At 44.1% G+C, this 12,129-nt stretch carries 12 protein-coding genes; 6 read left to right on the forward strand and 6 right to left on the reverse strand.

Annotation, left to right across the window (positions count from 1 at the left end):
* Nucleotides 1–41: 41 nt before the first annotated feature.
* A complete protein-coding gene (locus NYE53_RS05225) occupies nt 42–1,397 on the forward strand; it encodes a sodium-dependent transporter (RefSeq protein ID WP_339247602.1) in 1,356 nt (451 codons plus the stop codon).
* A gap of 35 nt (nt 1,398–1,432) precedes the next feature.
* Here NYE53_RS05225 and NYE53_RS05230 read toward each other — a convergent pair whose 3' ends face one another.
* A complete protein-coding gene (locus NYE53_RS05230; protein ID WP_339247605.1) occupies nt 1,433–2,842 on the reverse strand; it encodes a PLP-dependent aminotransferase family protein in 1,410 nt (469 codons plus the stop codon).
* A gap of 109 nt (nt 2,843–2,951) precedes the next feature.
* On the opposite strand from NYE53_RS05230, the gene NYE53_RS05235 reads away from it, so the two are divergent.
* Nucleotides 2,952–3,380: a GNAT family N-acetyltransferase gene (locus NYE53_RS05235; RefSeq protein ID WP_339247607.1), complete on the forward strand. Its 429-nt coding sequence runs from the start codon at nt 2,952–2,954 to the stop codon at nt 3,378–3,380.
* A 32-nt stretch (nt 3,381–3,412) separates the two neighbouring features.
* Here the strand turns inward: NYE53_RS05235 and NYE53_RS05240 are convergent, their stop codons facing one another.
* Genes NYE53_RS05240 through sigM form a run of 3 tightly spaced genes read right to left on the reverse strand, consistent with a single transcriptional unit; the run spans nt 3,413 to nt 5,248 of the window.
* Nucleotides 3,413–3,703 (reverse strand): anti-sigma-M factor, encoded by a 291-nt coding sequence (locus NYE53_RS05240; protein ID WP_003233341.1) that lies wholly within the window; start codon nt 3,701–3,703, stop codon nt 3,413–3,415.
* Nucleotides 3,691–4,767 carry an anti-sigma factor gene (locus NYE53_RS05245; RefSeq protein WP_010886459.1) on the reverse strand — a complete coding sequence of 359 codons (1,077 nt, stop codon included), beginning with the start codon at nt 4,765–4,767 and terminating at the stop codon, nt 3,691–3,693. The genes NYE53_RS05240 and NYE53_RS05245 overlap by 13 nt, the downstream gene beginning before the upstream one ends.
* Nucleotides 4,757–5,248: an RNA polymerase sigma factor SigM gene (sigM, locus tag NYE53_RS05250; RefSeq protein WP_003224177.1), complete on the reverse strand. Its 492-nt coding sequence runs from the start codon at nt 5,246–5,248 to the stop codon at nt 4,757–4,759. The genes NYE53_RS05245 and sigM overlap by 11 nt, the downstream gene beginning before the upstream one ends.
* 196 nt (nt 5,249–5,444) lie before the next feature.
* On the opposite strand from sigM, the gene akrN reads away from it, so the two are divergent.
* Nucleotides 5,445–6,440, forward strand: coding sequence for an aldo/keto reductase AkrN (gene akrN, locus NYE53_RS05255; protein ID WP_327829065.1), 996 nt, complete (start codon nt 5,445–5,447; stop codon nt 6,438–6,440).
* A 134-nt stretch (nt 6,441–6,574) separates the two neighbouring features.
* The gene (locus NYE53_RS05260; protein WP_003233335.1) at nt 6,575–7,174 is read left to right on the forward strand and encodes a 1-acylglycerol-3-phosphate O-acyltransferase; all 600 of its coding nucleotides are present in this window, start codon (nt 6,575–6,577) and stop codon (nt 7,172–7,174) included.
* 68 nt (nt 7,175–7,242) lie between these two features.
* On the opposite strand, the gene NYE53_RS05265 is transcribed toward NYE53_RS05260, so the two are convergent.
* Entirely contained in the window at nt 7,243–8,577 is a 1,335-nt protein-coding gene (locus NYE53_RS05265; protein WP_009966903.1) for a hemolysin family protein, read from the reverse strand.
* Nucleotides 8,578–8,637: 60 nt separating this feature from the next.
* Complete coding sequence (gene cueR, locus NYE53_RS05270) at nt 8,638–9,069, reverse strand: Cu(I)-responsive transcriptional regulator (RefSeq protein ID WP_010886460.1); 432 nt, start codon at nt 9,067–9,069, stop codon at nt 8,638–8,640.
* A 156-nt stretch (nt 9,070–9,225) separates the two neighbouring features.
* On the opposite strand from cueR, the gene NYE53_RS05275 reads away from it, so the two are divergent.
* Both NYE53_RS05275 and NYE53_RS05280 read left to right on the forward strand, forming a co-directional pair.
* Nucleotides 9,226–10,407, forward strand: coding sequence for a pyridoxal phosphate-dependent aminotransferase (locus NYE53_RS05275; protein WP_339247610.1), 1,182 nt, complete (start codon nt 9,226–9,228; stop codon nt 10,405–10,407).
* 326 nt (nt 10,408–10,733) lie between these two features.
* Entirely contained in the window at nt 10,734–12,119 is a 1,386-nt protein-coding gene (locus NYE53_RS05280) for a hemolysin family protein (protein WP_251186854.1), read from the forward strand.
* Nucleotides 12,120–12,129: the final 10 nt, after the last annotated feature.

Consider the following 12,129-nt stretch of genomic DNA (forward strand, 5'->3'; position numbering starts at 1 on the left):
AAAATAAGAGATAATATAGGCTGGAAAGGAAGTGACGTTTATTGTCTGAGCAAAAACCAGTCCAATGGACTTCGAAAATCGGTTTCGTCATGGCAGCGGCCGGCTCGGCTATCGGCTTGGGCGCGATTTGGAAGTTCCCTTACGTAGCGGGGACCAATGGGGGAGGAGCCTTTTTTCTTATCTTCGTGTTATTTACCATCCTCTTAGGCTATCCGCTTTTGGTGGGGGAATTTATTTTTGGAAGACGGAACCAGACGAATGCCATTGATGCATATAAAAAAGAAGCGCCGCGATCAGCTTGGTTTCTTACGGGGTGGATCGGCGTAGCCGCGTGTTTCTTAGTGCTGTCGTTTTACAGTGTAATCGGGGGATGGATTTTGCTGTATATCGTAAAAACGGCGTCAGGCTCACTGTCCGGGCTTTCTCAAGCACAGTATGGCGCTCTTTTTGCTTCTATTATCCAAAATCCGGTGCAGACGCTCGCGGCTCAGCTTGTCTTTATGGTACTTACTGTCATCGTTGTCGCAAGAGGGGTTCAAAAAGGGATTGAACGGGTAAGCGCGGTGATGATGCCGATTTTGTTTTTATTGTTTATTCTGCTCGTTCTTCGGTCTCTTACGCTTAATGGTGCAATGGAGGGCGTAAAGTTTCTGCTTGTGCCTCATTTCGGCGATCTGACTCCGGAATCCATATTATTCGCGCTGGGACAGGCCTTCTTTACGTTAACACTGGGGGTTTCGGTGATGGTGACCTACAGCTCCTATTTGCCGAAAACACAAAATATCCCTCGTTCGGCAGCCTCCATTGTCTTGATGAATATCATTGTGACACTCTTGGCAGGTTTGGCTATTTTTCCGGCGGTTTTTTCATTCGGTTTTCAGCCAAATGAAGGACCGACACTGCTGTTTACAGTGCTTCCGGCCGTTTTTGAACAGCTTCCGTTCGGCACGTTGTTTTTTATCGGTTTTCTCGTTGCGTTTTTATTTGCAGCCTTAACCTCAGCATTTTCGATGGTTGAAATTATCGTTGCCACAATCGGAAAAGGGGACGAAAAAAAGAGAAAAAAACTGTCATGGACGAGCGGGCTTTTGATCTTTTTGGTCGGAATCCCATGCTGCTTGTCTTATGGCGTTTTGAGTGATGTTCACCTATTTGGCAAAACGTTTTTTGATATTGCCGACTTTACCGTCAGCAATGTTTTGATGCCTTCAGGCGCTCTGTTAATTTCTCTATTTATCCCGCTGAAAATTTCGAAAAGCGAACTCTTGGCTGAAATGCGAAATGGATCAAATGCAGGTAAAGCATTCTTTTACACATGGTTTTATTTGCTTCGTTTTATCGTGCCGCTTGCCATTATTATCGTGTTCTTAAATTTAATCGGAATTTTATCATTTTAAAAAAACAGGCTCCGTTTCCGGGGCCTGTTTTTTATTTAATAAGATGATATCAACGGTGCCCATGCCGTTTTCAGTTTTTGGATGCCGAGCCTGATGTCCTCTTCTGACAAACCGCCATAACCGATTAAGACAGAAGCAAAAGGCGTCTGTTCTTTATATGAGGGAGACACGGGATAGATGGTTACACCGTGGTCTGCGGCTGCTTGTATTGCTTCTTCCTCACTTGCTGGAAACAAAAGGCGCAGCAGAATGTGAAGCCCCGAGTTCTTACCGAGAATCTCAACGGTGTTTCCCAGTTCAGAGCGAATGGCTTCTAACAGGATAGCGTGTTTTTTTCGGTATAAGCTTCTCATTCTATTTATGTGTTTCTGCCACTCTCCGGTTTCGATGAAGTCTGCCAGTGCCAATTGCGAGTGGGCAGAAACGGTCTGCTTCATTAACTGAGCATTGTTTTGGATCGGTTCCATGAGTTCAGGGGGCACAATCATGAAGCTGAGCCGCAAGGAAGGCAGAAGTGACTTTGAAAAAGTGCCCAGATATATGACTCTGCCATTCGGATCAAGACCCTGTAAAGACGGAATGGGATGGCCGCTGTAGCGAAATTCTCCATCGTAATCATCTTCTATAATGAATGAATTTGTTTCTGCCGCCCATGCCAGCAGCTCCTGTCTGCGGGTAATCGTCATAATGGTCCCAATCGGAAACTGATGCGAAGGAGTCGTATACATGAGATAAGGATTCTGACGGTAGAGCTCATCCGGCAGGGCGCCTTCTGCATCAGAACAAATCGGAGTGACATCCATGTGATTTGCTTCAAACATCCTTCTTGAACGGTGAAAGCCTGGTTCTTCAAAACCGATTTTTGTACCTGGCTTTAGCGAAAGGCAAAGAATTTGCAGAAGCACGGTGGTTCCTGCGCCGATGATAATCTGGCCGGGTTCGCAATTTACTCCCCGAGACAGCCTGACGAATCGGGCAATCATGTGCCTGAGTTCGTATTCTCCTTGAGGGTCGCCAGAGGTGTGAAACGATCCGGAATAGCGATCAAGACTTTTTACTATGCTTTTTCTCCATGCGTTAAAGGGAAAGAGGGTCGGATCAACGCTGCCCTGATGGAAGTCAATAGCAGGTGCGTTCTTTTCATATAATCCCGGCTGTACAGACTGCTGAAAAGGCTCAGGAGCTGTCGGGAATCCTGGTTCTACTTCCGCCGCGAACCAGCCGATTTTCGGCTTGCTTTTGACATAGCCCTCAGCAGTTAATTGCTCATAAGCCCGTTCTATAGTTGCCGTGCTGACATCGAGCAAGCTGGAGAGCCTGCGTTTTGACGGAAGTCTTGTTCCCTTTGTGATTCGCGCATGTGAAATTTCTTGTTTAAAAAAGGTATAAAGCTGTTCATACAGCGGTGTTTTGCTCTTTTTATCAAGAAACGGCGTAATATCCATCTCATGTCTCCTTTGTAGCTGGCATGGTCATTTTTTCTGATATTGGCTATTTGGCAAATGCCATTTATTAGCTATGATCATTGTAACGAAAGGAAAGGGGATTGGGAAGATGATCCATATGAAACAATTAACCTCGAAAGAAGAATGGGCTGAGTCGTATCCGATTATGAGTGAATTGAGAACAGAACTGGATATAGAGACGTATTTACAAAGGCTTGAAGCCTGTGTGCAGAAAGAATCGTATATGCTGTTTGCCTTATATGAAAATACAGCAATCAGAGCGCTGTGCGGGGCTCAGCCGAGAGTTTCCATTCATAAAGGAGAGCACTTGTGGATTGCGGATCTTGTTACAACGGCACCTTGCCGATCAAAGGGATACGGCAAAATGCTTTTGGATTATGCCTCAGACTGGGCAAGAAAAGCCGGACTCGGTTTTGTCAGTCTTTCATCTGGCCTTCAGCGTAAAGACGCACATCGATTTTATACAGATAAAATGGGTTTTACTATAGAAAGTTATTTGTTCCGAAAACCGGTATAACGAAAAAAAAGACGCCTGAAAAGGCGTCTTTTTTAAAAGCCAAACTGTAAATTCGTATCTACAGATACAATGGTATACACACAAATAATCACAAAGAGATTAAGGATAACGCCGAGCAGGCCTGGACCTGTGCGCCCTCTCTTGATGAAGAGTTCAACAACGCCGAACGGAACGGCAGCCATGGCGAACGGAAGCATTTGATAGGAATAAAACGTGACGTTGCTGATAATGGCCAAATTCAGCAACAGCAGGGACAGAACCGCTGTCCCGACAGAGATCCAGCCGAATACATTGTGTTCTTTAAAAATTCTTACCAGTTCCATAATTCCACCTCGCCGACATTCGCTGATTTTACAGATTTATTTTTCAGCATGCGCTGGATTTCCTTGGTTGGCCCTGTAACGACCGAACCGTATACATTGACACCGTTTTTCTCTACATAATCTAATCGGTTATCTACATTCAGGTCTTTCCGTTTTGAAATGACCTGAGCCCATTTTTCGTGTTTGGACATGAATTTCAGGGCGTTGATAAACTGATCGCCATTCGACTTGCCTTTTGTATTAAGGGCGGCCAAGAACTTTGAATCCTTTCCAGGATAGCCAAGAGGTTCTGTGGAAGCTGTCTTATTTGTGTTTTTCTCTGTTTCGATTGCGTTCCACAAAAAGCTCACATCATAGCCTTTGAATTTGTTATACACGTCTTTTGTCGGATATGCACGGTCATATGAAAGGTAGACCTCTGAAACCGTTCCTTCAGGCAATGTGCTTAACGTTTTTTCTGCTTTTGCGGTCGTTTGTTCAGACTTGTTTGAAGGATGTGTAAAGTAATGGCCGGTTTTATTCACTTCTAAGTCATAGTAGTTTACTGCCGGCGCTTTTACTTTGTTATAAAACATTTCAACCCGTTCATTCCCTACGGCAGCCGTCTTCGTGCCAATCTGCTTTTGCAGCGGGAATTCCGTATTCATTCCAAATAGCTTCACTTGGCTTTTCAGTCCGGAAGTATCAACAAGAACATTCGGCATGGTCAGGGCTACAGTGACTGCGGCAGTTTCCATAAACTCATTGCCGGTGCTGTGTTTCCCACCCATACCGTAATAGAGGTAGCTTCCCAGCGTACAAAGCGGCAAAATCATCAATGTCGAAATGACGGCAAGCACAGAAATTCGCAAATAAGACTTGCGTTTGCCGTAGGCTAAAATCGCTTTTTGTTTTTCAGGACTGATGCTGAGATCCCAATCGTTATCGTCCTCTAGTTCGCTGTCAATCAGTTCCTGATATACTTCGAGCTTCTCAAGTTCTTCCTCAAATGCAGTCATTTCCTGGTCGCTCATTTCCCCATTTTTATATTGATCAAAACGCTTTTTAAATTCTTCATTCATCATTAACACCTCTATTATAAAGTGCTTTCAGCCGCTGTCTGGCACGAAATAAAACACTTTTAAAATTCGCCTCTGAAATATTCATAATATGGGATGCTTCTTTGTAGTTTAACTCTTTTAAATAATATAGCGTTAAGGCCTCCCGATAATTATCGGGGAGCTCGGACATATAACCAGTCAGCACTTCCTTTATCTCTACCTGATGGGCAGGACTTTGAACAGCATTTTGAAAGAGGCTTCCGATTAAGTCATCAGAAATGGTTACCTCTTTCTTATGTTTTCTGACGTAATCAATGAAGGCGTTTCGCGCCACTTGAAAAAGCCAGGGCTTTACTTTGCTGTGATCATAGGAGTGAATGTGTATGTATGCCCGCATAAAGGTTTCCTGCAGCAAGTCTTCAGCAAGATGCTTGTCTTTTGTCATGGAGAGCAGGAACCTGTAAACATCATTCATGTACATTTGGTAAATTTCATCGATCGTCACTGCCTTTTCTCCCCTCTATGTTATACACGCATAAGAAAGGTTTAAAGTTGCACATTACATGCAAACGGCTTTTTTATACCTAATCAAACACCATTACTATATAGTACCCAAAAATGGCCCCAAAAGATAGTGCGGAGAAATGTTTAACATTTTTTCCAGAGGCGAAAAGATAGTGAAAAAGTGAAGGAGTGGCACAATGGAATATACCAGTATAGCAGATACAGGAATAGAAGCCTCCAGAATCGGCCTCGGCACATGGGCCATTGGCGGAACGATGTGGGGAGGCACTGACGAAAAAACATCGATTGAAACAATCCGCGCCGCTCTTGATCAGGGGATTACACTGATTGACACCGCGCCGGCTTACGGCTTCGGGCAGTCCGAGGAAATCGTCGGAAAGGCAATCAAAGAGTACGGCAAAAGAGACCAGGTGATTCTCGCAACGAAAACGGCTCTGGACTGGAAGAACAACCAGCTGTTCCGCCATGCGAACAGAGCGAGAATTGTAGAGGAAGTTGAGAATTCTTTGAAGCGGCTTCAAACAGACTATATTGATCTTTATCAGGTGCATTGGCCCGATCCGCTTGTGCCAATTGAAGAAACGGCTGAAGTCATGAAGGAATTATATGATGCGGGAAAAATCCGGGCGATTGGCGTCAGCAATTTTTCAATTGAGCAAATGGATACATTTCGCGCCGTCGCACCTCTCCATACGATTCAGCCTCCATATAATCTGTTTGAAAGAGAGATGGAAGAGAGTGTCCTTCCTTATGCGAAAGATAACAAGATGACAACATTATTATACGGCAGTTTATGCAGAGGGCTGTTAACAGGCAAAATGACTGAAGAATATACATTTGAGGGCGATGATCTGCGTAATCACGATCCAAAATTCCAGAAGCCCCGCTTTAAAGAGTATCTTTCTGCTGTCAATCAATTGGATAAGCTGGCGAAGACACGTTATGGAAAATCAGTGATTCACTTGGCTGTCAGATGGATCTTAGATCAGCCGGGAGCGGATATCGCTCTTTGGGGAGCAAGAAAGCCTGGGCAGCTTGAGGCCCTATCTGAGATTACAGGCTGGACGCTGAACAGTGAAGATCAGAAAGATATCAATACTATATTGGAAAATACGATATCAGACCCTGTCGGACCGGAGTTTATGGCCCCGCCGACCAGAGAGGAAATATAACAAAAGCTGAGGGCGAATCCTCAGCTTTTTGGCGTTTTAACGGGAGAAATCTTAAAAATTAGTACCAGGTAATAAAAAATGTTGTTATAATAGATGACAGAAAGAATCATTGATTACGACAAAGGAAGTGCGATATGTATAAGTTTTGTGCAAATGCTTTAAAAGTTATTCTTTCTCTTCGCGGAGGAGTGAAGGTGTATAACAAAGAAAACCTTCCGGCCGATTCAGGTTTTGTCATCGCGTGTACACATTCCGGCTGGGTTGATGTGATTACACTCGGAGTCGGGATTCTTCCTTATCAAATACACTACATGGCGAAAAAAGAGCTTTTTCAAAATAAATGGATCGGTTCGTTTCTGAAGAAAATTCATGCCTTTCCGGTAGATCGGGAAAATCCCGGGCCAAGCAGTATTAAAACGCCGATTAAGCTGCTGAAAGAAGGAGAGATCGTCGGTATCTTCCCAAGCGGAACAAGAACCTCTGAGGATGTGCCTTTGAAAAGAGGTGCGGTGACGATTGCGCAAATGGGGAAAGCGCCGCTTGTCCCCGCTGCATATCAGGGCCCTTCAAGCGGAAAAGAATTATTCAAAAAAGGAAAAATGAAGCTGATTATCGGTGAGCCTCTTCACCAGGCTGATTTTGCCCACCTGCCTTCAAAGGAAAGACTTGCAGCAATGACAGAGGCTTTGAATCAGCGGATTAAAGAACTAGAGAATAAACTTGATCAGCTATAAGGCGTTCTGAGAGATTGCCCTGAAACTGTGAAAATAAGAAAAGCACCTTATACAAGGTGCTTTTCTTATTATGCTTCCTGCTGGTTAGCTGTCTCCAGAAGTTCTTCTTCTTGAAGCTTTTTCACTTCAATATATGCGACGTGGTGGCCGTCAATTTCATTAATGATGAATTCGCAGCCCTCTTCGATGATGGAATCATCTTTTTCAACATCGTATTTTTGAGTAAGGAACCAGCCGCCGATTGTATCGACTTCTTCGTTCTCTAAATGAATGCCTAGCAGGTCGTTTACTTGGTCAATTAACACTTTTCCGTCAAGAATATAATGGCCTTCGCCGATTTTGCGGATTTCGCTAATTTCATCAATATCAAATTCGTCGCGGATTTCGCCGACAATTTCCTCAATGATGTCCTCAACCGTCACAAGCCCGGCAGTACCGCCGTATTCATCAGACAAAATGGCCATGTGGACCCTCTCTTTTTGCATTTTGACAAGCAGGTCTTGGATCGGCGCAGATTCAATGACATGAATGATAGGGTTGACGAATTGAGAAATGGTGGAATCAACAGATACCTCACCGCTGATGCAGGCGGTCAGCACTTCTTTAATGTTAATAACCCCGATAATGTTATCTTTATCGCCCTCTTCCACAGGGTAGCGGGTATATTTTTCAATCTGAATGATGTCCATCATTTCAGAAATCTTGATATCATGCGGAAGGCTGACAATTTCGGTCCGCGGAATCATAATTTCTTTCGCGAGCCTGTCGTCAAATTCAAAGATTTTATTCACATATTTAAACTCTGATTGGTTGATTTCACCGCTTTTATAGCTTTCAGACAAAATGATTCGCAGCTCTTCTTCTGAGTGTGCCAGTTCGTTTTCTGAAACGGTCTCCAGGCCAAATGCTTTGGTCAATAACCGTGCGGAATTGTTCAAAAGCCAAATGAATGGGAACGCGATGCGGTAAAACCAAATCAGCGGTTTCGCAAACAGCATAGACACTGCTTCCGCCTTTTGGATAGCGACTGTCTTAGGTGCAAGTTCTCCGACAACAACGTGTAAGAACGTGATAATGGCATACGCAAAAATAAACGATATGACATGTGAAAGGGAACCTGGAACGTTCATTTGGACGAAAAGCGGGTGAAGCAGCCTTTCGATCGTTGATTCACCTAAAACCCCTAATCCGATGGAAGTCAATGTAATTCCGAGCTGACACGCAGATAAATATTCATCAAGATGCGTGGTCACTTTTTTTACGGCTATTGCTGCTTTATTTCCTTCCGCGATCAGCTGATCGATCCGTGAGCCTCTGATTCTGATAATGGCAAACTCAGATGCCACGAAAAATGCCGTCAGGGCGATTAAAACAGCAACTAAAATCAAATTCACTATGTCCAATTAGAACCTTCACTCTAGCAATGAGAATGAAGGTAACACCTCCTGTTAGATAAAATGGTTTTAACTTAACAGCAGCATAAATGATTGGAACACGGCGAGCTTTTCAGGCGGGAGTTTGCTTTTCAGCTTGTCACGATCCTCGGGCTTCAGCCGTTCAAACCGATGCAAGATTCCGGAGATGTTTTGATTCATATGATCAATTTCTAATGCCAGATTTCCAATTTCATCATCAAGTTTAGCTGAAGAGGGAAACTGGTTCTCCAGTCGATCTTTAATATCGGACAGGGCCAATCGCTGCTTCTTGCAATCTACAATAAATATAAGTCGTTTGAGTGCATTTTCGTCGTAGTAACGGTAATTTGAACAGGATCTGGCCGGCGTAAGCAGACCGAGATTCGTATAATAATCAACTGTCCGTTTCGTTACTCCGGCGAGTGCCGCTAGTTCACTGATGCGATAAGTCTCAGCCCCATCTATATCCCTCCCAACCATCACGTTATAGTTATGAGAATAGTTTAATATATGAACGGTGTCTTGCACAAGTTTATTGTTTTTTTCAGACCGGAATTGGAAGTTGTGGAATTCATCATCTGATTGAAGTAACATAGGAAGATAGAATTTTCAAATTTTTATATGCGGAAGGGACAGATGAAATTGGCTGGGTTATCCCGGGAAGTTGAAGAAAATTTAAATAAAGGATCATGGATTCGCAAGCTGTTTGATGAAGGTGCAAGGCTGAAGAAGGAGTTCGGGGAAGACCAGGTATTTGATTTTTCACTCGGCAACCCGATTGTTGAACCGCCTGAAGCTTTTAAGAGAGCGTTAATAGAGGAAGCTGAAAAAGGCAGCCACGGATACATACAAAATCAAGGGCTTCCTGCAGCGAGAGAAAAAGTCGCGCAATTTCTGGGGTCACGTTTTGAAGCTGATTTCTCAGCGGAGCGTATCGTCTTGACGGTGGGTGCGGGAGGCGCTTTGAATGTTGCGTTAAAAAGCATCGTAAACCCTGGGGAAGAGGTCATTATTCTCGCACCTTATTTTGCCGAATATAAGCTGTATATTGAGAACTACGGGGGAAAGGCCGTCAGCTGCCCGTTGACAAGCCGGTTTGAGATCGACATTGAAGCGGTAAGGCAATCGATCACTCCACAGACGAAAGGGCTGATCCTCAATACTCCGCATAACCCCACAGGCACGGTTCTCAGCCAGAAAAATATAGACGATTTAGGCGCTTTATTAAAAGAAATAGAAGAGAAGAGCGGCCAGACGATTTATGTGCTGTTTGATGAACCGTACAGTCAATTAATCTATGATGAAGAGCTTGCAAATCCGTTTCAATCGTACCATCGTGTGATATTGGCCAGCTCATTCAGTAAAGATCTCGGCATAGCCGGGGAGCGGCTGGGGTATATCGGGTTGGACAGCCGAATGCCGAATGCGGACCTTTTGATCAACGCTTTTGTGTATTGTAATCGAACGCTTGGATTTGTGAATGCCCCTGTCATGATGCAGCGGGCTGTGGCACGAATGGATGATTTAAGAGTAGACGCGAGCGCTTATAAAGAGCGCCGGGATTTAATGGTAGACATTTTAAAAGAAGCCGGTTTTGAATTTGAAATGCCAAAGGGAGGTTTCTTTGTTTTTCCAAAATCGCCGATTGAAGATGAAGTTGCATTTTGCGTGCATGCCGCCCAAAAATACAAATTATTAATTGTGCCGAGCAGCGGTTTTGGAATGAGCGGGCATTTCCGATTATCCTTCAGTGTGCCGATCGAGCAGATTAAAAACTCACGGGACATTTTCATTGCTTTATATAAAGATTTTGCTTAAGAAGGCAAAGAAAAGAAAACAGTTTTCAAGGCTGTTTTCTTTTTATATCCGCAAAAACCTTCCTCTTCCAATCCAGACAGGCGCAGAATTGACAAGCAGGCATGCAGTTAAGGCTTTCTTCATGATAAAAGTCTAAAAATTAAAAATCATTTTTGGAATGAGTTGTGTTACAATAAAATATACAATTTATAATCAAACTTTGACTTTTGGAGGTGGTATGATGGGGCCCTCTGCTTAGGCAACAATACACCGCGTACCTCAATGTTAAGGAAAAATGATTATATCAGGAGGTGACTCCTTATCCTTTGTTGAGAGGATAGGGTTAAATGGACGATATTGACAGTCTGATTTTAATTGGCGTGCTCATTGCTTTAACCGCGTTTTTTGTTGCAAGCGAGTTTGCAATTGTTAGAGTAAGGAGATCCAGAATAGATCAGCTTATCACAGAAGGAAACAAACGGGCGATACTCGCAAGGCGTGTCATTACAGATTTGGATGAATATTTATCCGCATCCCAGCTAGGCATTACATTGACCTCAATCGGGCTTGGCGTACTGGGTGAGCCGGCCTTTGAACGGCTGCTGCATCCACTGTTTGAACCGCTCGGCTTGCCGGACTCGGTTTCACATGCAGTCTCTTTTGCAGTCGCGTACGGCTTGATCACGTTCCTGCACGTTGTTGTAGGTGAACTGGCCCCGAAAACGGTCGCGATTCAAAAGGCAGAACAGCTGACTTTACTGATAGCGGGCCCTTTGCGTTTATTCTATTTGCTCCTGTTTCCGTTTATTTGGATCCTCAATGGATCGGCGCGGCTTTTATGCGGGATGTTCGGTTTGAAGCCTGCGTCAGAACATGATGGTTCCCATTCTGAGGAAGAACTCAGGATGCTGTTATCTGAGAGTTTAAAAAACGGAGAGATTAATCCGTCTGAATATAAATATGTGAATAAGATTTTTGAATTTGATAATCGGATCGCCAAAGAAATTATGATACCGCGGAAGGAAATGGCTGCTGTGTCAACTGAGATGACGATGGCCGAGATGCTCGAAGTCATGCTGAAGGAAAAATACACGCGCTGGCCAGTCACAGATGGAGACAAAGACAGTGTGATCGGTTTGGTCAATACGAAGCATTTGTTTTCTGATTTGCTGTTTATGACAGAAGAAGAACGAATGAAGATGACGATCCATCCGTATGTGAGGCCGGTCATCGAAGTGATTGAAACGATCCCGGTTCATGACTTGCTGATTAAAATGCAGCGCGAGCGCATTCATATGGCTATATTGTCGGATGAATACGGAGGAACCTCGGGACTTGTGACGACAGAGGATATTCTTGAGGAAATTGTCGGAGAGATCAGAGATGAATTTGATGAAGATGAACAGCCGCTGATCCAAAAGCTTGGCGACGGCCATTATGTGATGGATGGAAAGGTTCGGATCGATCAGGTGAACAGCCTTCTTGGCGCATCGATTCAAGAAGACGTCGATACGATCGGCGGGCTGATATTAAAAGAAAACATCGATATTGAGGCTGGTGAATCCATTCGCATCGGTTCATATACGATAAAGGTGCTGAAGATGGACGGCCGATTAATCAAGCAAATCGATATAAAAGAAGAAGCCGGCAACACAACCGGGATTACGGCGCACCACAAGCTGCCGCTGACTGAGCCTGTGATGCTGAACAGTGCAACCTTGAGCGAGAAATAAGCTCAAGGTT

This window comes from Bacillus sp. FSL R5-0523, from assembly GCF_037975295.1.
Classification (GTDB): Bacteria; Bacillota; Bacilli; order Bacillales; family Bacillaceae; genus Bacillus; species Bacillus subtilis.